At 71.9% G+C, this 25,134-nt stretch carries 20 protein-coding genes; 12 read left to right on the forward strand and 8 right to left on the reverse strand.

Features of this window, described 5'->3' with window-relative positions; all coding sequences use genetic code 11:
• The first annotated feature begins 54 nt into the window (after window positions 1-54).
• The 8 genes from AB0H81_RS09295 (at window position 55) to AB0H81_RS09330 (ending at window position 8,669) form a co-directional block, all read left to right on the forward strand.
• Complete coding sequence (locus tag AB0H81_RS09295) at window positions 55-1,026, forward strand: LacI family DNA-binding transcriptional regulator (RefSeq protein WP_358371479.1); 972 nt, start codon at window positions 55-57, stop codon at window positions 1,024-1,026.
• On the forward strand, window positions 1,023-1,970 hold the full coding sequence (locus tag AB0H81_RS09300) for an aldose epimerase family protein (protein WP_358371481.1): 948 nt from the start codon (window positions 1,023-1,025) through the stop codon (window positions 1,968-1,970). The genes AB0H81_RS09295 and AB0H81_RS09300 overlap by 4 nt, the downstream gene beginning before the upstream one ends.
• 96 nt (window positions 1,971-2,066) lie before the next feature.
• The gene (locus AB0H81_RS09305; protein WP_358371483.1) at window positions 2,067-4,592 is read left to right on the forward strand and encodes a DNA translocase FtsK; all 2,526 of its coding nucleotides are present in this window, start codon (window positions 2,067-2,069) and stop codon (window positions 4,590-4,592) included.
• A 78-nt stretch (window positions 4,593-4,670) separates the two neighbouring features.
• Entirely contained in the window at window positions 4,671-5,507 is an 837-nt protein-coding gene (locus AB0H81_RS09310; protein WP_358371486.1) for a helix-turn-helix domain-containing protein, read from the forward strand.
• A 46-nt stretch (window positions 5,508-5,553) separates the two neighbouring features.
• Complete coding sequence (gene rimO / locus AB0H81_RS09315; RefSeq protein ID WP_358371489.1) at window positions 5,554-6,963, forward strand: 30S ribosomal protein S12 methylthiotransferase RimO; 1,410 nt, start codon at window positions 5,554-5,556, stop codon at window positions 6,961-6,963.
• Window positions 6,960-7,532 carry a CDP-diacylglycerol--glycerol-3-phosphate 3-phosphatidyltransferase gene (gene pgsA / locus AB0H81_RS09320; RefSeq protein ID WP_358371492.1) on the forward strand — a complete coding sequence of 191 codons (573 nt, stop codon included), beginning with the start codon at window positions 6,960-6,962 and terminating at the stop codon, window positions 7,530-7,532. Before rimO ends, pgsA begins: the two co-directional genes overlap by 4 nt.
• A gap of 2 nt (window positions 7,533-7,534) precedes the next feature.
• The gene (locus AB0H81_RS09325) at window positions 7,535-8,026 is read left to right on the forward strand and encodes a CinA family protein (RefSeq protein WP_358371495.1); all 492 of its coding nucleotides are present in this window, start codon (window positions 7,535-7,537) and stop codon (window positions 8,024-8,026) included.
• A 286-nt stretch (window positions 8,027-8,312) separates the two neighbouring features.
• On the forward strand, window positions 8,313-8,669 hold the full coding sequence (locus AB0H81_RS09330) for a helix-turn-helix transcriptional regulator (RefSeq protein WP_358371637.1): 357 nt from the start codon (window positions 8,313-8,315) through the stop codon (window positions 8,667-8,669).
• On the opposite strand, the gene AB0H81_RS09335 is transcribed toward AB0H81_RS09330, so the two are convergent.
• Together AB0H81_RS09335 and AB0H81_RS09340 are read right to left on the reverse strand one after the other, a co-directional pair.
• Complete coding sequence (locus AB0H81_RS09335) at window positions 8,666-9,451, reverse strand: DNA-formamidopyrimidine glycosylase family protein (protein WP_358371498.1); 786 nt, start codon at window positions 9,449-9,451, stop codon at window positions 8,666-8,668. The two genes, AB0H81_RS09330 and AB0H81_RS09335, sit on opposite strands and share 4 nt — an antisense overlap.
• 49 nt (window positions 9,452-9,500) lie before the next feature.
• Window positions 9,501-9,950, reverse strand: coding sequence for an Rrf2 family transcriptional regulator (locus AB0H81_RS09340; protein WP_175594372.1), 450 nt, complete (start codon window positions 9,948-9,950; stop codon window positions 9,501-9,503).
• A 270-nt stretch (window positions 9,951-10,220) separates the two neighbouring features.
• On the opposite strand from AB0H81_RS09340, the gene AB0H81_RS09345 reads away from it, so the two are divergent.
• Complete coding sequence (locus tag AB0H81_RS09345; RefSeq protein WP_358371501.1) at window positions 10,221-11,399, forward strand: ROK family transcriptional regulator; 1,179 nt, start codon at window positions 10,221-10,223, stop codon at window positions 11,397-11,399.
• Between the two features lie 27 nt (window positions 11,400-11,426).
• On the opposite strand, the gene AB0H81_RS09350 is transcribed toward AB0H81_RS09345, so the two are convergent.
• From AB0H81_RS09350 to AB0H81_RS09365, 4 genes are all read right to left on the reverse strand, one after another.
• Entirely contained in the window at window positions 11,427-12,965 is a 1,539-nt protein-coding gene (locus AB0H81_RS09350; RefSeq protein WP_358371504.1) for a glycoside hydrolase family 3 protein, read from the reverse strand.
• An 87-nt stretch (window positions 12,966-13,052) separates the two neighbouring features.
• Window positions 13,053-13,904 carry a carbohydrate ABC transporter permease gene (locus AB0H81_RS09355; RefSeq protein WP_358371507.1) on the reverse strand — a complete coding sequence of 284 codons (852 nt, stop codon included), beginning with the start codon at window positions 13,902-13,904 and terminating at the stop codon, window positions 13,053-13,055.
• Window positions 13,901-14,911, reverse strand: a complete 1,011-nt coding sequence (locus AB0H81_RS09360; RefSeq protein ID WP_358371510.1) for a sugar ABC transporter permease — start codon at window positions 14,909-14,911, stop codon at window positions 13,901-13,903. The genes AB0H81_RS09355 and AB0H81_RS09360 overlap by 4 nt, the downstream gene beginning before the upstream one ends.
• 2 nt (window positions 14,912-14,913) lie before the next feature.
• Complete coding sequence (locus AB0H81_RS09365) at window positions 14,914-16,239, reverse strand: extracellular solute-binding protein (RefSeq protein WP_358371513.1); 1,326 nt, start codon at window positions 16,237-16,239, stop codon at window positions 14,914-14,916.
• A gap of 170 nt (window positions 16,240-16,409) precedes the next feature.
• Here AB0H81_RS09365 and AB0H81_RS09370 point away from each other — a divergent pair, with 170 nt between their 5' ends.
• Window positions 16,410-17,648, forward strand: a complete 1,239-nt coding sequence (locus AB0H81_RS09370; protein WP_358371516.1) for an ROK family transcriptional regulator — start codon at window positions 16,410-16,412, stop codon at window positions 17,646-17,648.
• Window positions 17,649-17,660: 12 nt separating this feature from the next.
• Complete coding sequence (locus AB0H81_RS09375; protein ID WP_358371518.1) at window positions 17,661-18,317, forward strand: M15 family metallopeptidase; 657 nt, start codon at window positions 17,661-17,663, stop codon at window positions 18,315-18,317.
• 92 nt (window positions 18,318-18,409) lie between these two features.
• Here AB0H81_RS09375 and AB0H81_RS09380 read toward each other — a convergent pair whose 3' ends face one another.
• Window positions 18,410-20,602: a N,N-dimethylformamidase beta subunit family domain-containing protein gene (locus AB0H81_RS09380; protein ID WP_358371521.1), complete on the reverse strand. Its 2,193-nt coding sequence runs from the start codon at window positions 20,600-20,602 to the stop codon at window positions 18,410-18,412.
• Between the two features lie 680 nt (window positions 20,603-21,282).
• On the opposite strand from AB0H81_RS09380, the gene AB0H81_RS09385 reads away from it, so the two are divergent.
• On the forward strand, window positions 21,283-22,368 hold the full coding sequence (locus tag AB0H81_RS09385; RefSeq protein WP_358371524.1) for a glutamate--cysteine ligase: 1,086 nt from the start codon (window positions 21,283-21,285) through the stop codon (window positions 22,366-22,368).
• 641 nt (window positions 22,369-23,009) lie between these two features.
• Here AB0H81_RS09385 and AB0H81_RS09390 read toward each other — a convergent pair.
• Window positions 23,010-23,486: a regulatory protein RecX gene (locus AB0H81_RS09390; RefSeq protein ID WP_312888050.1), complete on the reverse strand. Its 477-nt coding sequence runs from the start codon at window positions 23,484-23,486 to the stop codon at window positions 23,010-23,012.
• Window positions 23,487-25,134 lie beyond the last annotated feature (1,648 nt).

Here is a 25,134-nt window from a genome sequence, read left to right on the forward strand (position 1 = left end):
ACAGCAATACAAACGCTTGCACTAAAGTACAGCTGTGGTCGGAGGAGGCCGGGCGTGGCAGTGACGATTCGCGACGTGGCCCGCGCTTCCGGCGTCCACGTCTCCACGGTGTCGCGCTCCTTCTCCGCGCCCCACCTGGTCAACCCGGAGACCCGCACCCGCGTGCTGGCCGTCGCCGAGGACCTCGGCTACCGGCCCAACCGCGCCGCCCGCGCGCTGACCACCGGACGCACCCACAACCTCGGCCTCATCGTGGCCGACATCGCCAACCCCTTCTTCCCGCCGCTCATCAAGGCGGCCCAGGCCCAGGCCCGGCTGCGCGACTACCACGTCTTCGTGGCCGACACCGACGAGGACCCGAAGGCCGAGGAGGATCTGATCCAGACCCTCACCAAACAGGTCGACGGCGTCCTGCTGTGCAGCCCGCGCCTGACGAACAGGACGATAGAGCGTCTGCGCGAGGAGATCCCGTTCGTCCTGGTCAACCGGAGGGTCAAGGGCATGCCCACGGTCCTCATGGACGTCGGGCGCGGGGCCCGCCTCGCCGTCGAGCACCTCACCGGGCTCGGGCACCGCCGGCTGGCCGTGGTCACCGGCCCGAGCGGGTCGTGGACCAGCAAGGAGATGCAGGAGGCGGCCGCCGCGATGAACGAGGTGGACGTCGTCTTCCTCGGCCCCAACCCGCCGACCGAGCTGGGCGGCCTGGCCGCCGCCGCCGACGTGCTGGCCTCCGGCGCGACCGGCGTCCTCGCCTACAACGACCTCGTCGCCATCGGGCTCATCGAGGGCCTGGCCGAGCGCGGCGTCGAGGTGCCGCGCGACGTCAGCGTGATCGGCGTCGACGACATCGTGGCCGGCCGGCTCGGCCGCCCCAAGCTCACCACCATCGCCATGCCCACCGCCGCGGCCGGCCGCATCGCCGTCGACATGCTGCTCCAGTCGGTCGACGCCGAGGCGGCCACGGGTGTCACGATGCTGGAGACAACCCTGATCGTCCGAGAGTCCACGGGAGAGGCACGCACATGATGTTCGGAACACTGCCGTCGGGGGAGCGCGTCGAGCGCTTCGAGCTGACCTCCGGGCGGCTGCGCGCCTCCGTGCTCAGCTACGGCGCCGTGCTCCAGTCGTTGGAGGTGTCGGGCGTCAACGTGGTGCTCGGGCTCGACACGCTGGAGGACTACCTGACCCGCAGCCGCTACTTCGGCGCGATCGTCGGCAGGTACGGCAACCGCATCGCGAACGGCTCCTTCACCCTCGACGGCGTCACCTACACCCTGCCCCGCAACAACGGGCCCAGCAGCCTGCACGGCGGCGTCGAAGGGTTCGACCGCAAGGTCTGGACGGTCGCCGACGCCGGTGACGCGTCCGTGACGCTCACCCTGACCAGCCCCGACGGCGACCAGGGCTACCCGGGCACGCTGAACGCCTCCGTCACCTACACGGCCGACGGCGACGCGCTGCGCATCGACTACACCGCCGAGTCCGACGCGCCCACCGTGCTCAACCTGACCAACCACTCCTACTTCAACCTCGCCGGCGGCGGCGACGTGCTCGGCCACGAGATGCGCATCGGCGCCGAGCACTACCTGCCCGTCGACGACGACAAGATCCCCACCGGTGACCTCGCCCCGGTCAAGGGCACGCCGTTCGACTTCACCACGCCCCACGCCATCGGCGCGCGCCTCGACGGGGCCTACGACCACTGCTTCGTCCTCGACGGCTCGGGCGACATGCGCGTCGTCGAGCCCGTCAGCGGCCTGACCATGGAGGTCACCACCACCGAGCCGGGCGTGCAGTTCTACGCGGGCGGCATGCTCGACGGCGTCACCACGCCGTACGGGCCGCACGCGGGCTTCTGCCTGGAGACCCAGCACTTCCCCGACTCGCCCAACCAGCCGGAGTTCCCCTCCACGGTGCTGCGGCCGGGGGAGCGCTTCACCTCCAGCACGACCTACCGATTCCCGGCCTGACGCAAGCAGTCTGAGGTGTCCGGCTGATACCGGATCGCGGCGGTCATCGGCGAGCCTGAGTGCGTTCGCCGGTGTCTCCGACGTACCTTTGGCATCATGGCCACCCGTACGCCGAAAAGCGCATCGAAGGGGCCGGCGAAGCGGTCGACCAGCCCGCGCCCGGCCCCCGCGAAGCGCGGATCCACGTCGTCGGGGCGTTCGAGGGCGAGGGGCTCCGCGCCGGCCCGCAAGGCGTCCCTGACCCACCAGGACCCGATCACGTGGGTCTTCACGATGATCGGCAAGCTGGTCGTCGGGTTGTGGATGCTCGTGGCCAACGGCATCGGCGGCGCGGCCCGCGCGCTCGGCAAGAACGCGCGCGAGCTCGACCCAGCCCACCGGCGCGACGGCGTGGGCCTCGCGGTCCTGGCCGGCGCCATCGTGCTGGCCGCGATGACCTGGCGCGCCTCCGAGGGCACGGTCTCCACCGTCGTCAACGTGGTCGTGCGCGCCATGTTCGGCTCGCTGGCCTGGGCGCTGCCGCTGCTGCTCGGCCTGCTGGCCTGGCGCTACCTGCGCCACCCCGACCAGAACGCCGACACCGGCCGCATGGTGATCGGCTGGAGCGCGCTGCTGATCGGCGTGCTCGGCGTCATCCACGTGGCCAACGACGTGCCCTACCCCAACCCCGCGGGCAACGCCAACGACGGCATGGACCGGGTCGCCCAGGCGGGCGGCCTCATCGGGTTCATCGTCTCGGCCCCGCCCATGAGCATCCTGCCCTCGTGGATCACGATCCCGCTCCTGCTCATGCTGTCGGGGTTCGGCGTGCTGGTGATCACCGCCACCCCGGTCCACCGGATCCCCGAGCGGCTGTCGGAGCTGCGGCACCTGCTGTTCGAGCAGAAGGGCGCCACCCCGGCCGGCGCCCCGAGGCCCGACGCCAAGCGGGCGCGCCGCGTCCGCAAGCCCGCCGGGGACACGCCCGAGCGCGAGGGCGAGCCGCCGTACGACACGCCGGTCCTGGCCGACCAGGAGAAGCGGTCCGACCACGCGCCCGAGATCGTGCCGGGCCTGGTGGAGGAGGAGCCGCCCGCGCCCGAGCCGGTCCGCCGCGCCGAGCCGCCGGAGCCGACGCCCGCGCCGCGCAAGGTCGAGCAGCTCGTCCTGTCGCCGCAGGCCGGCCCGTACGGCCTGCCCGACCTGCAGTTCCTCAAGCAGGGCACCCCGCCCAAGCCGCAGACCAAGGCCAACTCCGTCGTGGTCAACGCGCTCACCAGCGTGCTGGAGCAGTTCGGCATCGACGCGCAGGTGATCGGCTTCACCCGCGGTCCCACGGTGACCCGCTACGAGATCGAGCTCGGTCCCGCCGTGAAGGTGGAGAAGGTCACCGCGCTCACCAAGAACATCGCCTACGCCGTGAAGTCGGCCGACGTGCGCATCCTGTCGCCCATCCCCGGCAAGTCGGCCATCGGCGTGGAGATCCCCAACGCCGACAAGGACCTCGTGGCCCTCGGCGACGTGCTGCGCGCGCAGGTGGCCCAGGCCGACCACCACCCGATGATCGTGGGGCTGGGCAAGGACGTCGAGGGCCGCACCATCGTGGCCAACCTCGCCAAGATGCCCCACCTGCTCATCGCGGGCGCCACCGGCGCGGGCAAGTCCGTCTGCGTCAACGGCCTCATCACCTCGATCCTCATGCGCGCCACGCCCGACGAGGTGCGCATGGTGCTCGTGGACCCCAAGCGGGTGGAGCTCTCGGTGTACGAGGGCATCCCCCACCTGATCACCCCGATCATCACCAACCCGAAGAAGGCCGCCGAGGCCCTCGAATGGGTGGTGGGCGAGATGGACCGCCGCTACGACGACCTGGCGGCCTCCGGGTTCCGCCACGTGGACGAGTTCAACAAGGCGGTGCGGGCCGGCAAGCTCCAGCCGCCGCCGGGCAGCGAGCGGGTCTACCAGCCGTACCCGTACCTGCTGGTGATCGTCGACGAGCTGGCCGACCTCATGATGGTCGCCCCGCGCGACGTCGAGGACTCCATCGTGCGCATCACCCAGCTCGCCCGCGCCGCCGGAATCCACCTCGTCATCGCCACCCAGCGGCCCTCCGTGGACGTCGTCACCGGCCTCATCAAGGCCAACGTGCCCTCCCGGCTGGCCTTCGCCGTCTCCTCGCTCACCGACTCGCGGGTCATCCTCGACCAGCCCGGCGCCGACAAGCTGGTCGGCCAGGGCGACGCGCTGTTCCTGCCGATGGGCGCGAGCAAGCCCATCCGCATCCAGAACGCGTTCGTCTCGGAGAAGGAGATCGCCGAGATCGTCGCGCACTGCAAGACGCAGATGCAGGCCGAGTACCGCGAGGACGTGGCCGCGGCGCCGGTCAAGCGGGAGATCGACGAGGACATCGGCGACGACCTGGAGCTGCTGATCCAGGCGGCCGAGCTCATCGTGACCACCCAGTTCGGCTCCACCTCGATGCTCCAGCGCAAGCTGCGCGTCGGCTTCGCCAAGGCCGGCCGGCTGATGGACCTGCTGGAGAGCCGCGAGGTGGTCGGCCCCAGCGAGGGCTCCAAGGCCCGCGAGGTGCTGGTCAAGCCCGACGATCTGCCCGCCCTGCTGGCCGATCTGCGCGGCGGGTGACCCCGATGTACCCTTCCCCGGCGATTACTGCTTGAATAGGACTGACTACGCATCGTCGGGGGCTGGGAGGCGTGCGCCGTGGAGGACCAGAGGACACAGGAGCAGGGCGCGCCGGCGCAGGGCGCGCCGACGCAGGGCACGGAGACGCGGAGCTTGGGGGCCGTGCTCTCCGCCGCCAGACGGTCGGCGGGCATGACGGTCGAGCAGCTCAGCGCGGTCACGCGCATACGCGAGGCGATCATTCACGCCTTCGAGCGTGACGAGTTCTCGCAGTGCGGCGGCGACTTCTACGAGCGCGGCCACATCAAGGCGCTGTCCAGGGCGCTCGGCCTCGATCCCGAGGCCATGGCCCATCTCTACGACGAGCTGCACGGCGGCGAACCGCCGTCGGTGCGCATGGCCAGCGTCTTCCGCACCGACCGCAGGCTGCGGGCGGCCGAGCGGCGCTCACCGAACTGGTCGATGGCGCTGGGCGTGGCGCTGAGCCTCGTCGTCGTCTTCGGCGTCGTCCGCGTCATGGGCGGCGCCGGCGGCACGCGGGAGGCCGGGGTGGAGCAGATCCCCGCCGTGCCCAGCCTGCCGGCCCCGGGCGTCCACCAGCGGGCCAAGCCGGCCCCGCCGCGGGCGAGCGCGAGCGCGAAGGCGACCGTCGCCGCCAACCAGGTCGTGGTGCAGGTCAAGGCCAAGCGGTCGTCCTACGTCAACGTCGCCGACGCCGACGGGCGCAAGCTGTTCGCCGGGATGATGGAGCCGGGCATGACCTCCACCTGGCGGGCACCCAACCGGGTCGACCTGGAGGTCAGCGACGCCACGGCGGTATCGGTGCAGGTCAACGGCAAGAAGGTGGGCAAGCTGGGCTCGCGCGGGCAGAGCGTGCGCCGCTCGTTCGGGCCGCCGGCGCCTCCTGCGAGGTAGCCTGTGCATCGGGTGGTGGCCAACTCCCGATACCGTAGTGTTCACCATGTCATCCCGCCGAACCGCATCGCTGATCACCCTGGGCTGCGCGCGCAACGAGGTCGACTCCGAGGAGCTGGCCGCGCGACTTGAGGCTGCCGGCTGGCAGCTGGGCGACGACGACCCCGACGTCGTCGTCGTCAACACGTGTGGCTTCATCGACTCGGCGAAGAAGGACTCCATCGACACGCTGCTGGCCGCGGCCGACTCCGGGGCCAAGGTGGTCGCCGCGGGTTGTATGGCCGAGCGCTACGGCAACGAGCTGGCCGAGGCGTTGCCCGAGGCCAGCGCGGTCATCTCCTTCGACGACTACGCCGACATCGGCGGCCGCCTCGACGACGTGCTCGCCGGGCGGCCGCTCAAGCCGCACACGCCGCGTGACCGCCGCACCCTGCTGCCCATCTCGCCCGTCGACCGGGCCGCGGCCTCCAAGGCCGCCATCCCGGGCCACGGCGACCTGCCCGAGGGGCTGGCCCCCGCCAGCGGCCCCCGCGTGCTGCGCAAGCGGCTCGACGAGAGCCCGGTGGCCTCCCTCAAGCTCGCCTCCGGCTGTGACCGGCGCTGCTCGTTCTGCGCCATCCCGGCCTTCCGCGGCGCCTACGTCTCACGCGACCCCGAGGAGCTGCTGGCCGAGGCCGACTGGCTCGCCCACCGGGGGGTGCGCGAGCTGGTCCTGGTCAGCGAGAACTCCACCTCCTACGGCAAGGACCTCGGCGACCTGCGGGCGCTGGAGAAGCTGCTGCCGCGCCTGGCCGCCGTCGAGGGCATCGACCGGGTGCGGGTGAGCTACCTGCAGCCGGCCGAGCTGCGGCCGGGGCTGCTGGAGGTCATCGCGGCCACCGAGGGGATCGCCCCGTACTTCGACCTGTCCTTCCAGCACGCCAGCGGCACGGTGCTGCGCCGGATGCGCCGCTTCGGTGACCCGGAGCGCTTCCTCGGGCTGCTGGAGAGCATCCGCGAGCGCGCCCCTGAGGCGGGTGTGCGCTCCAACTTCATCGTCGGCTTCCCGGGTGAGACCGAGGAGGAGTTCGGCGAGCTGGTCGGCTTCCTGGAGCAGGCGCGGCTCGACGTCATCGGCGTGTTCGGCTACTCCGACGAGGACGGCACCGAGGCGGCCGGCTTCGACGGCAAGCTGGACCAGGAGGTCGTCGACGAGCGGGTGCGCGTGCTGACCGAGCTGGCCGAGGAGCTGACCGCGCAGCGGGCCGAGGAGCGCATCGGCACCGAGGTCGACGTGCTCATCGACGACGACCTGGGTGACGGCGGCTACGAGGGCCGGGCCGCCCACCAGGGGCCGGAGGTCGACGGGTCCGTGACCGTGCAGGGCATCGGCCTGGTCCGGGGGCAGATCGTGCGCGCGGTCGTGGTCGACGCCGAGGGGGTCGACCTGATCGCCCGCATCAAGGCCGGTCCATGACGATGGACGAGCGCCGCGTGGTCAGCCCGTGGAACATCGCCAACGTCCTCACGGTCCTGCGGTTGGCGCTCGTCCCCTTCTTCGTCGTCTGCCTGTTCCTGCCGGGCCCGGGCTGGCGCCTGGCGGCGCTGGCCGTGTTCGCCGTGGCGTCCATCACCGACCACCTCGACGGTGAGCTGGCCCGCCGGTACGGGCTGATCACCGACTTCGGCAAGATCGCCGACCCGATCGCCGACAAGGCGCTGACCGGGGCGGCGCTGGTGTGCCTGTCGATCCTCGAGGAGCTGCCCTGGTGGGTCACGCTGGTGATCCTGGGCCGCGAGGTGGGCATCACGCTGCTGCGCTTCCTGCTGATCCGCCGGGCGATCATCCCGGCCAGCTACGGCGGCAAGGTCAAGACCGTGCTGCAGATCGCGGCCATCGTCCTGTACATCCTGCCCGGTGTGCCCGACCCGCTGCGCTGGGTGGTCATGGGCGCCGCCCTGCTCGTGACGGTGGCCACGGGCGTCGACTACGTGGTCCGCGCGGTCAAGCTCCGCAAGGTGGCGCGGCGGGCCAGAGGGGAATGAGCATGGCGCCGGCCGCCGAGGCGATCACGCTGCTCGTGGAGCGGGGTGCCACGCTGGCCGTGGCCGAGTCGCTGACCGGGGGGCTCATCGGGGCGGTCATCACGGCCGTGCCGGGGGCGTCCAAGGCGTTCCGGGGCGGGGTGGTCTCGTACGCCACGGACCTGAAGCACGCGCTGCTGGGGGTGCCGGACGACCTGCTGCGGCGGGAGGGGGCGGTCCACCAGGATGTCGCGGCGGCGATGGCGGCGGGTGTGGCCCGGTTGTGCGCGGCGACGTACGGGCTGGCCGTGACCGGAGTGGCGGGGCCTGAGCCGCAGGACGGCAAGCCGGTCGGCACCGTGCACGTGGCCGTCAGCGGGCCCGGGGGAGAAATCTGGTCGCGGGAGTTGAGGCTCCAGGGGTCGCGCGAACGTATCAGGGTAAAGACGGTGGACGAGGCGGTTGATCTACTTACAGGTGTGCTTAAGCCGAACAAGGGGGAACATTCCGGGTGATTACCGTGTTACGTCCCGAGCGAACATGACAGGCACGGTCTGACGCGGTGTCGGTCGATACAGGTACGGTGGAGCTGTGAGTGAGGTCCGTGAGCCAACGTCAAGCAGCGAGCGCCCGGCAGGCAGGCCGGGTGTGTCGCATGACGGGCCGGGAGCGACGATCCGGGGACGGCAGGGCCCCATGACGACGGCGAGGAGCATGTACCAAGCGAAGAAGAAGGACGGGCGGCACGATCCGATCGCGCGGGGCGTGGTGAAGACCTCCACCCCGGGGAGGGAGCGACAGATGATTTTGCTGCGTCAGCTGCTCGGCGACGTGCTGAGGCGGTTGCGCGTGCGGCAGGGACGCACTCTCCGAGAGGTGTCCACGTTGGCGCGGGTCTCGCTCGGCTACTTGTCCGAGGTGGAGCGTGGCCAGAAGGAGGCGTCGTCCGAGTTGCTGGCCTCGATCTGCGGTGCCCTCGGCATTCCGCTGTCGCAGGTGCTGCGCGAGGTGTCCGACCAGTTCGCCCTGGCTGAGCTGCAGGCTGCCCCCGTTCTCGCCGACGTCCCCGACCACGAGCGCATCCCCTTGGGCGAATCGGTGTCCGGATCGATTTCCGACTCCGTGTTTCCCGAGGTCAAGAACATGGTGGCCGCCTAACGAGGCTGGCAGGCCCCGCACCACAGGATCAGCCGTTCCTGTGGCCGTGCCCCCATCTCTCCACGGCTGATGCGCGTGCCGCATCGGCGACAGGGCTGCCCCGCTCTGCCGTAGACCCAGGTCTGCGCGCCGGGACGGCGATCGCCCGTCGTCACGGTGCCCGCGTGAGCCTTGTTCGCGTCCAGCAGCCTCCGGGCCAGCGTGACCGTCCCCTCCAGGTCCGTCACCTCTCCGACCGTGCGCCACGGCCAGATCCCTCTGAGAAACAGCGTCTCGGCGCGGTAGATCGTGCCGATCCCCGCCAGGTTGCGCTGGTCGAGCAGCGCCTCCCCGATCGTCCTGTCCGGTTCCCGCGTCAGCCGCCGCACCGCCTCGGCCGCGTCCCAGTCGTCGCCGAGCAGGTCGGGGCCGAGATGACCCACGACCTGTGACTCACCGGCGGTCCGCAGCAGGTCCACCATCCCGAGCCTGATCCCGGTCGCCTGCCACTCCGCGTTGGCCAGCACGAGCCGCACCCCGTCGCCGCCTGCCCGCGGCGCGCCGCGGCGGGCCGGCGTGATCCGCCAGACCCCGTCCATGCGCAGGTGGGTGTGCACGGTCAGGCCGCCCTCCACGCGGGTGAGCAGATGCTTGCCCCGTGACACGGTGGTCAGCACCGTCCGCCCGCGCAGGTCGGCGGTGGCGTGGCGGGGCACCCGGAAGTCGGACCTGGTCAGCACCCGCCCGTCGAGCGCTCCCCGCAGCCGGGCGGCGGCACGGTAGACGGCGTCTCCCTCGGGCATGCCTCCAGTCTAGGAAGCCCTGCCCGGTGTCCTGCGAGGCGCCGGGAGATCAGTCCCAGGCGGCGGGGTCGGCGGCGAGCTGGCGGACGCGCTCGGGCAGCGTGCCGCTCGCGACCTGCTCCAGCGTGACCTCCTCCAGGATGGAGCGCTCGGTGGCCCGCAGCGCGATCCAGACCTGCTGGAGCGACTCCGCCGGGCCGCGGTAGCCCACGTGCTCGGGACGCTCGCCGCGGACGTTGGCCAGCGGCCCGTCCACTGCCCTGATCACGTCGGCGAGCGAGATCTGGGCCGCGGGGCGGGCCAGCACGTAGCCGCCCTCGGGGCCCCGCTGGCCGCGGACCAGGCCCGCGCGGCGCATCTGCAGCAGGATGTTCTCCAGGTACTTGGGCGGCATGTCCTGCTCCTTGGCGAGCTCGCCCACGGTGGTCGGGCCGGCACCGGCTGCGGCGAGTTCGGCGGCGGCACGGAGGGCGTAGTCGACACGAGCGGATAGGCGCATGTTGTCGATTATCCCTCCTGGTCAACAGTGATAATGCGCATGGTCGCCGGAACGGCCCGATGATCGGCGTCCCGGGAGCGGTCCTGCCTGCGCGGACATTTCCGCGGACCCGTTTTCGCTTTCACGGCGCCCGTCCTCGGCCGGGGTCAGGATGGGAGCGTGCCCACGAGGCCGCTGTCACGAGGGATCCTCGCGTTCACCTGCGGTGATTAGCGGCGGGAGGAGCGCTAAACTTCCAACAACCTTTTCGATTAGACGGTGGGATACAGCGTGGAGCGACGCCCTGGTGTGCCCAGACTGCTGAGAGAGATCAACGACCGGGCCGCGCTCGAGTTGCTGCTCTCCACCGGTCCGATGACCCGGGGGCAGATCGGCGACCTGACCGGCCTGTCCAAGGTCACCGCCTCCCAGACGCTCGCCCGGCTGGAGGAGCGCGGCCTGGTCGAGGTCGTCGGCGCCCAGGCCGGCGGCCGGGGCCCCAACGCGGCGCTCTACTCCGTCATCCCCTCCAGCGCGTACGTGGCCGGCCTCGAGGTCGGGCCGGAGCAGGTCTCCGCGGCCGTCGCCGACATCCACGGCCGCACGGTGGCCGAGGTGACCTTCGCCCCCAACGGCCACGACGACCTCGTCCCCGTGCTCCACGGCGCCATCATGAAGGCCTGCCGCAGCGCCAAGGTCGGCGTCGGCAGGCTGCGCGGCGTCGTGATCGGCACGCCCGGCGTGGTCGATCCCCGCACGGGCGACGTCCGCTACGCCTTCGACCTGCCGGGCTGGCACGACGGCAGCCACGAGGCGCTGGCCGGTGAGCTCAAGCGCGAGGTCACCATCGAGAACGACGTCAACCTCGCCGCCGTCGCCGAGCGCGCCGACGGAGCCGCCGAGGGCCTCGACGACTTCGTGCTGCTGTGGGCGAGCCGCGGGCTCGGCCTGGCCGTCATGCTCGGCGGCAAACTCCACCGGGGCCGCTCGGGCAGCGCGGGCGAGATCGGCTACCTCGCGGTGCCGGGCGCGCCGCTGCCCGAGGAGATCCGCACCTCCCCGGGGCGCCTGCCCGCGCTGGCGGGCGGCCTGCAGTCGCTGGTCAGCGCCGAGGCGGTGGCCGAGCTCGCCGCCGGCTACGGCTTCGCCGCCGCCGGCGCGCGGGAGTGCGTGGAGGTGGCTCTCGCGGCCGGAGACCGGGGCGAGCCGCTGCTGGACGAGCTGGCCCACCGGCTCGCGCTGGGCGTGGCCGCGGTGTGCGTGATCCTCGACCCGGGGCTGGTCGTGCTGGGCGGCGAGGTGGGCCACGCGGGCGGGCGCGCCCTCACCGCCCGGGTGGAGGAGGCGGTCGCCCGCATCTGCCCCGTACGGCCCCAGGTGACGACCAGCACCCTGGAGGGCAACCCGGTGCTGCGCGGCGCCGTCCTGGCCGCCCTCCAGCAGGCCCGAGAGGAGATCTTCGCCTCCTGAACCGGCCTTCCGCCGGTCGTCCGGCCGTCAGGCGGTGAGGAGCTCCATGGCCGCCTGGGCGTTGGCGCGGGCCGCGCCGTACGTGGCGATGTAGGCGGCGCTGCCCGGCCGCCACACCGGAAGCCCCATCTCCACCACGATCGCGTCGGGCCGGGCGGCCACCAGCGCCGACACCAGAGCCCGGCTGTCGGCGTAGCGGTGGGCGTCCTTGACGATCACGACCAGCGACCGGCCGGTGGCGCGTTCCAGGAGGGCGCCCGCGTCCGCGTCGGCGGGCCGTACCCGGACGACCTCGGCCTGTGGCAGCCACGGCGAGACGCCCCACGGCACGTCGCCGACCGCGATGGTCGGCGGGGTGTCCACCTCCACCACCAGCGGGTCGGTCAGCGGCCCGGCCGAGCCGTCGAGACGGACGGCGCGCCTCGCGGCGTGCAGGCCGATCGAGGACGCGCCCCCGCCGTCGTGCCCGTCCTGCGGCGTCCCGCCGCCGTGCCCGCTCTCCGGCGTCCCGCCGATGTGCCCGCTCTCCGGCGCGTCGGCGGAGCGCACCTCGTGGGCGGCGCCGGCGCGCGTGCCGAACCAGGTGCGCAGCGCCGCCGTACGGGCCGCGGCCTCCTCCAGGCGCTCCACCGGCAGACGACCCTCCCGGGCCGCCGCCACGATCGCCTCGATGATGCCCGCCACGTCCTCCGGCCCCGGCCTCGGCCCGAGGCACAGCAGGTCGGCGCCGGCCGCCAGCGACTGGACGGCCCCCTCGGCCAGTCCCACGCCTTCGGTGATGGCCTGCATGTCGAGCGCGTCGGAGATCACCACCCCTCGGTAGCCGAGCTCGCCGCGCAGCAGCCCGGTGAGCGCGGCCGCGGACAGGGTGGCGGGCCGGTCGCCGGTCAGCGCCGGCACCGCGACGTGCGCCGTCATGATCGACTTGGTGCCCGCGGCGATGGCCGCCCAGAACGGCGCCAGCTCCCTGGCGCGCAGCACGTCCAGCGGCACGTCCACGAACGGCACGTCCAGGTGCGAGTCCACGGTGGTGGCGCCGTGGCCGGGGAAGTGCTTGACACAGGCGGCCACCCCGACCGCCTGGAGCCCCTCGACGGCCGCCACGGTGTGCCGGGCGACCAACTCCGGGTCGTCACCGAAGGCCCGGGTGCCGATGACCGGGTTGTCCGCCGCGGTGTTGACGTCGGCGTCGGGCGCCATGTCGAGGTTCACCCCGCAGGCGACCAGCTCCGCGCCGATCGCCCGGTAGACGCGGCGCGTGAGGTCCGGGTCGTCCACCGCGCCGAGCGCGGCGTTGCCCGGGTACGGGCTGCCGACGTGGTAGGCGAGCCGGGTCACGTCCCCGCCCTCCTCGTCGAGCGAGACGACGGGGTCGCCGGCGGCCCGCAGGGAGGCGGTCAGCCCGGCCAGCGCGGCCGGCTCGGTGACGTTGAAGCCGAAGAGCGTGACGCCGCCGAGGCCGTTCTCCAGCTCTCTCAGCACCCAGGCGGGCGCCGTCATGCCCTCGAACGCGGCCAGCAGCGTGCCCGCCGCGAGGCGGCGCAGCCCCCGATCACTGTGACTCATGGTTCCTCATCGTGGGAAGGGCGGTCCGCGGCACGGGCCGGCGCGTGGAGGGACGCCGGCCGTGCCGGGGACCGCGGCAGGGGAGGGTCAGCCCTTGACGGCCCCGGCCACCAGGCCGGAGACCATGCGGCGCTGCACCAGCAGGAAGAAGACGATGACGGGCAGCGTCATCAGGGTGGAGGTGGCCATGATGGCGCCCCAGTCGGTGCCGCGCTGCCCGAAGAAGAACTGCAGGGCCACCGGCATGGTGTAGCCGGAGCTCTCCTTCATCAGCACCAGCGCGAAGATCAGGTCGTTCCACGCGGTGATGAACGAGAAGATGCTCGTCGCCACCAGGCCCGGCGCCACGAGGGGGAAGAGCACCTTCCTGAACGTGGTGAACCGGCTCGCGCCGTCGATCCACGCGGCCTCCTCCAGCGACCTGGGCACCGCCGCGACGAACGTGCGCAGCATCCAGATGCCGAACGGGAGGGTGAGGCCCACCTGGATCACGATGAGGCCGAGCAGCTCGTTGTAGAGCCCGAGCCGCTTGACGTTCAGGAACAGCGGGATCACCAGCGCCTCGCACGGGATCATCTGCACGACGAGCAGCGCGACCAGGAACGCGGTACGCCCCCTGAACCGGAAGCGGGCCACCGCGGTCGCCGCCAGCAGCGCGAACGTCGACCCGACGAGCACGGTGCCGAGCGCGACGATCGCGCTGTTGCGCATGTAGACCCAGATGGGGTTGCCCGCCACGCCCTCGTTCAGCACCCGTTCGACGTGCTCGAAGGTGAAGTGCGTGGGGAACGGGATGAAGTCCGTGGTGAAGATCTGGTCGTTCGCCTTGAACGAGGTGGAGACCATCCAGTAGACGGGGAAGACGGCGAAGAGGAAGACCAGCACTCCGGCCGTGTTCAGCGCGGCCCGGGTGAGCCGCTTGCGGGCCAGCGGGTTCATGCCAGGTCCTCCTGTTTGACCATCTGCCGGGTGTAGACGGCGGTGACGACCAGCAGCATGATCGTCAGCACGATCGCGATCGCCGCTCCCGTGCCCATCTTCGGCGGCGCCTTGAACGCCTCGGCGTAGGAGTAGAGGGACAGGTTGAACGCCTCGCGGTTCGTGGGCCCGTTGAGCAGTACGTACAGCTGGCTGAGCACCTTGAAGTCCCAGATGATCGACAGGATCGTCAGGACCGCGAAGACCGGCTTGAGCAGCGGGAAGGTGATCTTCCTGAACGTGCGCCACGGGGTGGAGCCGTCCACCCGGGCCGCCTCGTACAGCTCGGACGGGATGCCCTTGAGCCCGGCCAGCACCGACACCGCCACGAACGGGAAGGACGCCCACACCACGGTCAGCACCAGCACCACGTACACCGACCAGGAGTCGTTGAGCCACGGCTCGCCCGTCCAGTCGGTCCGGCCGAACACCAGCGACGACAGCCAGTCGGGCAGCAGGTTCAGCGCCCAGTTGATGATCCCGGCCTCGGCGTCGAACAGCCAGCGCCAGATCGTGCCCTGCGCCACCGGCGGGACCGCCCACGCCGACATGATCCCGATGACCACGAAGGTGGACATGCGCTTGCTCAGCCGGTTCAGCAGCACGCCCACCGCCGTGCCGAGCACCAGTGTGAGCGTCACGGTGACCGCGGCGAACAGGACCGTGTTGCGGAGCGAGGACCAGAAGATGTCGTTGTCCAGGATCTGCTGGTAGTTCTTCAGCCCCACCCACTTCGGCTCCGCGACCCCGCGGATGACCCGGAGACTGATGTCCTGGAACGACATGACGGCCATCTGCGCCATCGGGTACAGCAGCAGCCCCCCGATCACCAGCGTGCCGGGGACGAGCAGGACGTAGGGCACCGCCCACGCCGGCAGGCCGCCGGCGCGGGAGGGCTTGCGCGAGCCGCGGCGCCGCCCGGGGGCGGAGGTGGCTCCGCCCCTGGCGAGCGTTGACGTGTCCGCCATCGTCACGACTGGTTCAGGATGTCTTCGAGTTCCTTGTTGGCCGCGGTCAGCGCGTCGTCCGCCGTGGCCTTGCCCTCGATGACCGAGCGGGCCGCGTTCTGCAGGACGGCCTTGGTCTCGTTGGCCTCGGTCCACTGCGGGTCGGCGGGGAAGGCCTTGGCCTTGGCGAAGGCGGCGGCGAAGGCCGCCTGCGCCGGGTCCTTGGCCAGCTCGGCCAGGGTGTCCGGGTAGACCGGGAGCAGGCCGCCGTCCTTGGCGTACCGGTCGGCCCACTTCTTGCCGGAGGCGAGCTTCACGAACTCGGTCGCGAGCTCCTTGTTCTTGGCGTCGTTCCAAACGGCGATGTCGTTGCCGCCGAAGAACGCCGGGGTCTCGCCCCCGCTCTTGGAGGGCAGCGGGAAGAACGCCATCTGGTCGTCCTTGATCTTGCCCTTGCTCTCCTCCTTGATGGTGGCGATGTCCCACGAGGCCGTGAGATACATGCCGACCTTGCCGTTGGAGAAGCGGGTGCGGATGTCGGTGGTGTTCTGCGTCAGGCGCGACTTGCCGGACACGCCGGAGGTGACGATCCCCGTGTACGTCCCGAAGCCGGACTTGAAGGCGGGGTCGGTGAGCTTGCCCACCCACTTGTCGCCCTCCTTGACCGCGTACTCGCCGCCCTCGGACCAGGCGAGCGCGCCGAGCAGGTGGTTGGCGTCGGAGCCGCCGTTGAAGGCGAACCCGTCGACGTCCTTGCCCTTCTTGTCCTGGATCTTCTTGGCGGCGGCCAGCAGCTCGTCCCAGGTCTTCGGGACCTCGATCTTGAGTTCCTTGAACCAGTCCGTGCGGTACATGACCGCGCGGGTGCCGGCGCCCCACGGCATGGCGTAGACCTCGCCGTCGATGGTCTCCAGGCCGAAGAGGTTCTTCGGGATCTGGGCCTGCTCGCCGGCGGAGGTGATCGACGTGACGGGGGCCAGGGCGTCCTGGCTCTGCCACAGCGGCACCTGGTCGTTGCCGATCTCGGTCACGTCAGGGCCCTCGCCGCCGGCCGCCGCGGCCGTGAACTTGTCGTTGACCTGCGGCCACGGGATCCACTGGACCTTCGCGTCGGCGCCGGTCTGCGTCTTGAACTCGGCGACGAGGTCGTCCATGTACTTCTGCGACGGCTCGTTGGGGTCGCCGAGACGCCAGACGGTGAGGCTCTGGCCCGCGAACTTGGGGCCGGCGGCCGAGGCGGACTGCGCCGGCTGGTTCTTGGACGGCTCGGAGGAGCCGCCGCACGCGGCCAGTCCCAGGGCCAGGGCGGCCGTGGTGACCGTAGCGGCCGTGGTCTTCGCGATCCTCACTAGGGTTCTCCCTTCCCGGCTAAAACGCGTCGGGGGTCTGCGCTCATACGGGTGCCGAGCCCGGGGGTCCGCACCTGGCTGATCGTCAGTGTCGAATGGTGGTAAACTAACAAGAAACTTTCTTAAAAGAAACCGGCGTTAGCGTTTCGTGACGAGAGGGGAGGAAGCCCGTGACCCGCAACCCGGGCGTCCCCAGGCTGCTGCGCCGGCTCAACGACCGCAGCGCGCTCGACCTGCTCATCTCCGACGGCCCGCTGACCCGCGCCGAGCTGGGCGAGCGCACCGGCCTGTCCAAGGTCACAGCCGGGCAGCTCCTCGCCCGGCTGGAGGAACGCGGCCTCGTCCACGTCGCCGGCGAACGGGCCGGCGGGCGCGGCCCCAACGCCGCCCTCTACGGCGTCGTGCCCTCCAGCGCCCACGTCGCCGGGCTGGAGGTGCTGCCCGACTCCATCACCGTCGGCGTCGCCGACATCACCGGCCGGGTCGTGGTCGAGATCGTCGTGGATCCGGCCGGGGGAGAGGACCCCGTCGCCGCCGTCCACGCCGCCGTCCAGCGGGCCTGCGCCTCGGCCCGCATCACGCTCCCGCAGCTGCGGTCGTTCGTCATCGGCACGCGCGGCGTCGTGGACCCCCGCACGGGCGACATGCGCTTCTCGCACGACCTGCCCGCCTGGCACACGGGCGTGCTCGCCAGCCTCCGCCGCTCCCTCGGGGCGTCCGTGACCATCGAGAACGACGTCAACCTCGTCGCCCTCGCCGAGCACCGCCACGGCGCCGCCGCCGGCCACGACGACTTCGTGGTCATGTGGGCCGGCGTGGGGCAGGGGCTCGGCGTCATGCTGGACGGACGGCTGCACCGGGGCATCACGGGAGGAGCGGGGGAGATCGGCTGGCTGCCGGTGCCGGGGGAGCCGCTGCCGGACGACGTGACGCGGCCTCAGTCGGGGTCGTACCAGCGACTCGTGGGCCAGGCGGCCCTGACCGCCCTGGCCCGCGCCCACGGCTTGACCGATTCTCCCGAATCTCCGGACTCGCCGGCGCTACCGGACGGTCGTGTCGCGGGCGGAGGCTTCTCGAAGCCGTCGCAGGCGGCTTCGGTCGCCGGGCTGGTGGAGGCCGCGGTCGTCGCCGGCAACACCGGGTTCCTCGACGCGGTCGCCGCCCGGCTCGCCGTCGCCGTGGCCGCCGTCAGCGTCGTCCTCGACCCGGGTCTCATCGTGCTGGCCGGCGACGTGGGCAAGGCGGGCGGCGCGGAGCTCGCCGAGCGCGTCGAGACCGCCGTGGCCAGGATCAGCCCCAGCCGGCCCGCGGTCGTGGCCACGGGCGTGACCGGCAACCCCGTGCTGCGCGGGGCTCTGGTGGCCGCGCTGGAGGAAGCCCGCGAACAGGTCTTCTCCGACACTGTGTGAGAATTGCTGCACATGTGGCACCCAACTGGCGGCATCGTGCTGATCTCCGATCCGCGTGTCGCCGCGACTCCCCTCGTCGACAACAGCGAGCCGCTGGTCGACGTCCGCGGCCGGCTGCGGGTGGACGAGCGGATGGCCGACCCCGAGGGCGCGTACGCCCACCTGCGTCAGGGCATCCTCGACCGGCTCGAACGCGCCGAGCGCACCCTGCCCGACGGGTACCACCTGCTGATCGTCGAGGGGCACCGGACGATCTCCTCGCAGCGCCAGATCTTCGACGGCTACCGCGCCGAACTGGCCGGACGCTTCCCCGGCCTGACGCCGGACGAGCTGCACTCCGCCACCAGCCGCTACGTCTCACCCGTCGACGTGGCCCCGCACACGGCCGGCGCCGCCGTCGACCTCACGCTGTGCGACCCCGACGGGTCCGAGTACGACATGGGGACGGCGATCAACGACACACCGGAGCAGAGCGGCGGGCTGTGCTACACGGCGGCTCCGGACCTGCCGGAGGCGGCGCGGCGGCACCGCAAGCTCCTGGCCGCGGCGCTGGAACCGGTCGGGCTGGTCAACTACCCCACGGAGTGGTGGCACTGGTCGTACGGGGACCGCTACTGGGCCTTCACCACCGGCGCCCCGCACGCCCTCTACGGCCCGACGTCCCTCTGACGCCCGCCGCCGTCGCTGGTCCTGGTGGCGGGGTTTGTCCTGGAAGTCGGTGGCTGTCATGGCGGCGGGTTGCCTGGGGGCCGCCGTCGTGGTCACGCCGGTTGTGCTGGTGCCGCCGGGCTGTCTGGTGACGGTGGTTGTCCTGCGACGGTCGCATCTCGGCGACGGCCGCTGTCCCAGTGATGGCGGCGGCGGACGGTGTGGCGGCTGAGCGGCGTCTCGCGGTCGGCCGCCACCAGCGCGCCCGCGTGCGCCGTGAAGACGGCCGCGACGAGCGTCACGTCGTACTCCTCCCATGGGCCGCCGGGAAGTGAGGTGAGCACCCGGCCGTCGGCGAGGCCCGCGAACAGCCGCCCGTTCATGGCCGCCAGCCCGCTCACCCGGCGGGCTCTCATTCCGGTCACGTCAGCCGGTCCGCCTGGCTCGGCCGCTTCCCGCGTACTGGTCGGTTCGGGTGTGTCGGCCGGTCGGATCACGCCGGCCGGCTCCCACCCCCGGGACGCGAACGGCCGCCGCCACAGCTCCCCGCCCCCCGTCACTGCGTAGAAGGTGCAGTCCGCCACCGCCAGCCCTGTCACACCCGATGGCGCCGCCCCGAGGTCCGCCCACAGGTCCTCGCCGTCCCATCGGACGAGCCGCCCCGCATCCGTCAGCCCGTACAGTCCCACGGGGAACCCCGCCGCTGCCTCCCTCGGCACCGCCAGCGCGACCACGTCCCCAGCGACCCGAGCGGCTCCGGCAGTCCCGGCCGCCCCGGTCCGAGCCCCGGCCTCGGCAGTCCGGGTCTCGGCTCTGGCGGCCCCAGTCCCGGGCCCGATCGCCTCGGTCCCTGCGATCCCAGTCCTGGGCCCGATCGCATCGGCCACTGCCGTCCCGGGCCCGATTCGCTCAGCCCCTGTGGTCCCGGTCGCGGTTCTGGCGCTTCCGGCGGGCTCCCACGGCAGGTTCTGGCCGCACAGCTCCCGTCGCAGCAGCGCCCCCGACCCGTCCACCGCGTACAGCGTCCGTCCCAGCACCGCCAGCGCCCGGACGTCCGTCCCGGCGGCCCCGATGATCTCCCAGTCGGGAGCGGGCGCCGCGCCGCTGAAGCGGTCGAGCACGTTGCGGGTGACGCGCTCCACGACCGGGTCGTGCAGGGTGTTGCCCCAGTTGACGGTGGCCGCGTTGAACACGGTGCCCAGGCCGCTGGTGAAGATCCCCATGGTGGCCGTCCCGCCCTGGCCGTAGGCGCTCCAGTGCCGCAGGTCCGCCGTGGCCAGCACCACGAAAGACGGCGGTGTCCCGTCACGGCACGTGGCCCGGGGCACCCCGCCGATCTCCTCGACCTCGGCCGCGTCCGTCTCGTAGCCCAGGCACCCCTGCCCGAACGGGTCGCCGTCCTTCAGCCCCGTCCCCTGGAACACCCAGTGGTCCGCGAAGCGCGCCGTGTACGACTCGTCCAGCATGCGCCGCATGTGAGGCCCCCACGTGCCCGCGCCGGCGCGGAAGCTGACGCCGGTGAGCGTGTTCTCGGGCCGGCCGGCGGACGACCACTCGACGGTCGCCAGCCGGGGGTCGTCCACGAGATCACACAGCGCGTCGCGGTGGCACACCATGGTCCGCCCGCCGTCCTCCAGCCGGATCCGCCACCACGCGGTGTTGCCGGACAGGACGGCCAGGTTCCCCCCGCGCCGGACGAACCCCTCGACCGCGTCGCGCATCCCGTCCGACCAGTACTCGTCGTGGCCGTTGACGACGAGGACGCGGTGCCGGGCCAGCAGGTCACGTCCGTCGTCGAGGTCGAGGTTCGAGCAGTACGCGACCTCGTAGCCGGCCGGCCGCAGCCACCGGATCAGGCCGAACTCCCAGCGTTCCGGGGAAGGGCCGCCGCCCGGCCGGTCGAAGCTCACGCGACCGGCGCGCACCGGCGACTCGGTCCAGTAGAGGCCCTGCCCCGGCTCGCCCGCCCTGTTGTACGCCTGCCAGGTGGCGAACGGCACGCTGACCAGGATCGGCGCGGCCGGAACCGCCTCCCGCACCACGAAGAAGACCTCATTGTCGGGGCATGGCGCCTCGCCCGGAAGCCCCTGAGGCCATGGCACCTCGGGCCCGAACCGCGCCCGGTAGAGCGAGCTGGGCCAGCCGGCGCCGATCTCCAGCTCCCAGGCCGGGGTCGCGACACCAGTGAACACGACCCGGTCGCTCGCCACGTCGGCCACCTCGACCGGCGCGGTCCCGGACACGACGAAGGACAGTGTGTCGCCCTGCGCGCACGACGTCGCCCGGGCGTAGGCGCGCACGGTCATGCGACGGCCGTCTCGGTCGGGGGGTTCTCCATGCGGTTCGAAGCCCTCCTGGGAGACGGGGATGGGGGTGCCGTGCCGCCTACTGGAAAGACTCTTAACAGTAAGGCTTGATCGGCAGCTTTTCACGATCTCCTGGACGGCACAAGAGTAAGCGGTTTCCCGCCGGATGTGGCGCGGGTGACCGGCCTTCGAGGGCTGCGGCCCAGTGTCTTTGTGGGGCACGCCCCCGGTGTCGGGACTACCACGTGGACGGCCCAGAATGCGCACGTCACGGCGGCAAGCCGGGGAACCGGAGGAGCGTTCCCCTGGACAGGGGCCGGCCCTGTGCGGTGGGTGGGCCTTCCCGTGCCGGCCGTAAAGGGAGGAGGGGTGGTGTGAGAGAGGGCGGCGAGGGAGGCGCGCACGAGGAGATGTGGTGAGGAAGACGCGGGTTGGGACCGTTAGGGAAGGCGTGCGAGGGGAGGTGCAGGGGAGCGGACGCGCAGCGGATGGGCGAGGAGGCGTAGGTAGGGGGCTTGGGGACCTGCGCGAAGGACACGCAGGCGGGGGCTTGGGGACTTGTGCGTAGGGGCGCGGGCGGCGAAAGATCCGTGAGGCGGTTTCCCTGAGGCGCACCAACGGGCACAAACCACAACAGAACGGTACGGAGGTGGTTTCCTGAGCGCGCTGTGAGGTGGGTCGTGGCTCTGCTGATCGGGATCGAGGAGGAGTACCTCGTCGTCGACCCGCGCACCCGTCACGTCGTTCCCCGGGCGGCCGAGGTCCTGGCCAGAGCGTCCGGCACGCTCGACGTCGACCAGGAGATCACCCGCTTCCAGGTGGAGGCCCGCACGGCGCCGACGTCCGACCTGAACGCGCTGGCCGCCGACCTGCGCCTGACGCGCAAGGACGTGGCCGGGGCGGCGCGGTCGTGCGGCCTGGCCGTGGTCGCCAGCGGCGGTCCCGTCCTCGGGGACGTCGCCCGGCCCCCGCTCGGGGACGACACCCGCTACGAACAGGGCCGCGAACTCTACCGCGCCCTCCAGGACGAGAGCAGCATCTGCGCCCTTCACGTCCACGTGGACGTGCCCGACGACGAGCACGCCGTCTATGTGGCCAACCACCTGCGTCCCTGGCTGCCCAGCCTGATCGCGCTGGCCGCCAACTCGCCGTTCTTCGCGGGCCGCGACACGGGATACGCCTCCTGGCGGGTGATCAGCTGGGGTCGCTGGCCCGTCTCGGGCGCCCCGCCGTACTTCCCCTCGTTCGAGGCCTACGAGCAGGCGCTGGAAGCGCTGACGGAGTCGGGGGCGCTGATGGACCGGCGCACGGTGTTCTGGGACGTGCGCCCGTCGCCCCGGCTCCCGACCGTCGAGGTGCGGGTCACGGACGTGCCGCTGGACGTGGGCGACAGCGCCACCCTCGCCGGCCTGGTGCGCGCCCTCGTCGTGACGGCCCTGCACGACGTGGCCGACGGCGACCGGGGACTGCCCGTGCCGCCGGAGGTGCTCCGGGCCGCCTACTGGCGCGCCGCCCGCGACGGGCTCGCGGGCGACACCCTGGACCTGCGTTCGGGCGCCCTCGTACCCGCGCCGGTGCACGCCTGCCGCCTCCTGAACCATGTACGGCCCGCGCTGGCCGAGTCAGGCGACCTGGAACTCGTGAAGGACGGCCTGGGCCGGCTCCTCAGGAGAGGCTCGGGCGCCACCCGCCAGCTCCGCACCCACGCGACCACCGGCGACCTCACAAGAGTGGTGGACGACCTGATTCAGGCGACCACGGCCTGACCCTCGACGCGTCGCTGATGTCGAGGAGTAGGCTCCGGTCCCCTTGAGGACCAGCACCCTCCGGAGACCCGCCTCCGAGGGACGCGCTTCCGAGGGACGCGCCTCCGAAGGACGCGCTTTCAAGACGCACTCAAGGGACGCGCGCCTCACGAGACGAAATCCCTAGAGGGGGATTCCCAAGAGGCGCGCGCCCCGCGTTCCAAGAAACGAGTGCCCAAGAGGCGCGCCCCACAAGACAAGCCCCTCAAGAGGCGGGTGGACTGAGACGAGTTCCTCGGGTGACGTGAACAGCTCCTCGAGAGAGGCGATCAGCCAACTGAGGACGCAAGCCAGCCGAAGACCCGGCCCTCCCGCACAGCCCTCTAGAGGCAGTCCTCCCCAGGAGTAGGTGTCCTCCAGGGGGTCGTCCCCCCACGGGTGTCCATTCCAAGGACGGTCCTCTCCTCAGAGGCGGCCGTCGTCTCAGAGGCGTCCGTCCCCTTAGAGGCGACGGTCCCCTCAGAGGCGGCCGTCGCCTCAGGGGTAGTCGTCGCCCCTGGAGTACTCGTTTCTCCAAGGGCGGTCGTCCCTCCGGGAGTAGTCGTTCCTCCAGGGCGACATCCTTCTAGGGTTAGCCGTTCCTCCAGGGAGCGCCGTCCCCTCTAGGGGTAGTCGTCCTCCACCTCCACGCCCTCTTGCTCCAACGCCTCCTTGATGACGCGGAAGGCGAGGCCGGAGGGGTAACCCTTGCGGGCCAGCATGCCGGCGAGGCGGCGGGTGCGGGTTTGCGGGTCGAGGTTGCGGGTGGAGGCGAGCTTGCGGTCCACGAGGCGGCGGGCCGTCTCGGCTTCCTGGTCGGGGTCGAGCCGCTCCACGGCCTCGTTCACCGTCTCGGAGTCGACGCCGCGGTGGCGCAGCTCAGCGGCCAGGGCGCGCTTGGCGAGGCCGCGGCCGTGGTGGCGCGAGTCGACCCAGGCTTCAGCGAACGCCTCGTCGTTGATCAGGCCCAGCTCGGAGAACCGGTCGAGCACCGCCTGTGCCGCTTCGTCTGGTACGTCACGCTTGCGAAGTGCCTCCGCGAGCTGGGCGCGCGTCTTGGGCGCCATCGTGAGCAGCCGCAGGCAGATGGCTCGCGCCACCGCCTCGGGGTCGGCCTGTGGCGCGGTTGCCGCAGGCGAGCCCTCGTCGGGTCCGTCCGGCAACCAGCCCCGGTCCGCCCCCGCTGCCCGCTTTCCGCGCCCTCCACGGCCATCTCGGGTGCGTCCCTTTCCGGACCGACGCCCTCGCCCCTTCGCGCGGGGTCCCGATGCGTTGTCGTCCCCGCTGTCGCCGGCCCAATCGTCCTGAGGCGATTCGGTGCTCGCCGCCGCTGTTCCGCCATCCGGCTCCGAGCGCGCGAACCACGGCGACCAGTCAGCAGAGGCCCCTTCTGGATGGCCGGAGTTGGCGGAGGCTGCCCCTTCCAAGCCGCTGGAGCCGGCCGGCCCCCCTTCCGAGCTGCTGGAGTCGGCCAGGTCCCCTTCTGAGCTGTCGGAGTTGGCCGTGGCCCCTTCCTGGCGGCCGAAGCGAGAGGCTTCTTCCGAGCCGCTGGAGTCGGCGGAGAATTCTTCCGAGCTGTCGGAGTTGCTGGAGGACCCTTCCCAACTGGCAGAGTCAGCGGCGGGCTCCGCACTCGTCGTGGGCTCGCGACTCACGGTGGGCTCCGCACCGGCAATGGGCTCGCGACTCACGGTGGGCCCGCTGCCCGAAGAGGATTCCCTGTTCGCGGGGTGGTCGCTGCTCGCGGTTACCCCGGGAGTGGAAGAGTGACGAGTGTCGAGGGGCGGCTCCGCGTCCGACGAAGTCGTGGATCCCCAGGCGCTCCCAAGGGCCGAGGAAGACTCCGCGCCCCACGACGGCTCCGCCCTCCACGTGGGCTGAGCGTCCTGCGACTCCGTACTCCAGGAAGGCCCCGAGGGCTCAGCCGCCCGCGACGCCTCGCTTTCCCGGCAGGGCTGAGCGTCGCCCGGCTCCGTACCCCACCGAGGCTTCGAGGGCTCAGGCGTCCACGACGGCCCGCTTCCCCAAAAGGGGTGAATGCCCTGCGGCTCCGTGTCCCGCGGACCTTCCGAGGGGTCGGTCGTCCACGACGCCCCGCTTCCCCGAGAAGGTTGTGTGTCCTGCGGTTCCGCACCCCGCGGACCCTCCGAGGGGTCGGTTGCCCATGACGGCCCGCTTCCCCAAGAGGGGTGAGTGTCCTGCGGCCCCCATGACGGCCGCGAGGGGTCGGTCGCCCACGACGGGTCGGCCACCCAGGACGGCTGAGTGTCCTGCGGCTCCGTGCCCCGCCAGGGCTCCGAGGGGACAGTCTCCGGCGAAGGGGCGATGTTCGGTGATGGCTGGGCTTCCCAGGCCGGGGCCGCGGGATCGACGCCGCTGCTGTGGGCGGGGGCGGGGTCGGCGAGTGGGCCTGAGGGTTCGGTCTGGTGGTGTGTGGTGCTGGGCTGGGGGTGGGGGTCGCCCTCGTGAAGGGGCTGCTCGTGATCTTCGTGGTGGGGGGCGGAGTCGGACGGGGTGGCGGCGGCCGCGCGTTGGGCGCGTTGTTCCTGCCACTCGTCCAGGGAAGGCCAGCCGTCCACGGACGGCGAAGCGTTCCGCCCCTGATCGCGTACGTCACCCCACGCCTGGCCTCGCGAAGCACTCGAGCCGTCGCCGGACGAGTCGCCTCGCCTCCGACCGCTCGTCCCCTCCTGGTTCCGGTCCCGGTCGGCGCCCGAACGGCGGCCGGAACGGGAGCCCGACGATGAA

The organism is Nonomuraea sp. NPDC050691 (assembly GCF_040654455.1).
Taxonomy (GTDB): Bacteria; Actinomycetota; Actinomycetes; order Streptosporangiales; family Streptosporangiaceae; genus Nonomuraea.

What these genes read in the sequence shown, in the direction of transcription:
- AB0H81_RS09360 (WP_358371510.1), bottom strand. Translation starts at nt 14,911, where the DNA reads ATGGCGGACACGTCAACGCTCGCCAGGGGCGGAGCCACCTCCGCCCCC.
- AB0H81_RS09325 (WP_358371495.1), top strand. Translation starts at nt 7,535, where the DNA reads ATGGCGCCGGCCGCCGAGGCGATCACGCTGCTCGTGGAGCGGGGTGCC.
- AB0H81_RS09305 (WP_358371483.1), top strand. Translation starts at nt 2,067, where the DNA reads ATGGCCACCCGTACGCCGAAAAGCGCATCGAAGGGGCCGGCGAAGCGG.
- rimO (WP_358371489.1), top strand. Translation starts at nt 5,554, where the DNA reads ATGTCATCCCGCCGAACCGCATCGCTGATCACCCTGGGCTGCGCGCGC.
- AB0H81_RS09375 (WP_358371518.1), top strand. Translation starts at nt 17,661, where the DNA reads ATGTGGCACCCAACTGGCGGCATCGTGCTGATCTCCGATCCGCGTGTC.
- AB0H81_RS09350 (WP_358371504.1), bottom strand. Translation starts at nt 12,965, where the DNA reads ATGAGTCACAGTGATCGGGGGCTGCGCCGCCTCGCGGCGGGCACGCTG.
- AB0H81_RS09330 (WP_358371637.1), top strand. Translation starts at nt 8,313, where the DNA reads ATGATTTTGCTGCGTCAGCTGCTCGGCGACGTGCTGAGGCGGTTGCGC.
- AB0H81_RS09335 (WP_358371498.1), bottom strand. Translation starts at nt 9,451, where the DNA reads ATGCCCGAGGGAGACGCCGTCTACCGTGCCGCCGCCCGGCTGCGGGGA.
- pgsA (WP_358371492.1), top strand. Translation starts at nt 6,960, where the DNA reads ATGACGATGGACGAGCGCCGCGTGGTCAGCCCGTGGAACATCGCCAAC.
- AB0H81_RS09300 (WP_358371481.1), top strand. Translation starts at nt 1,023, where the DNA reads ATGATGTTCGGAACACTGCCGTCGGGGGAGCGCGTCGAGCGCTTCGAG.
- AB0H81_RS09340 (WP_175594372.1), bottom strand. Translation starts at nt 9,950, where the DNA reads ATGCGCCTATCCGCTCGTGTCGACTACGCCCTCCGTGCCGCCGCCGAA.
- AB0H81_RS09380 (WP_358371521.1), bottom strand. Translation starts at nt 20,602, where the DNA reads ATGACCGTGCGCGCCTACGCCCGGGCGACGTCGTGCGCGCAGGGCGAC.
- AB0H81_RS09355 (WP_358371507.1), bottom strand. Translation starts at nt 13,904, where the DNA reads ATGAACCCGCTGGCCCGCAAGCGGCTCACCCGGGCCGCGCTGAACACG.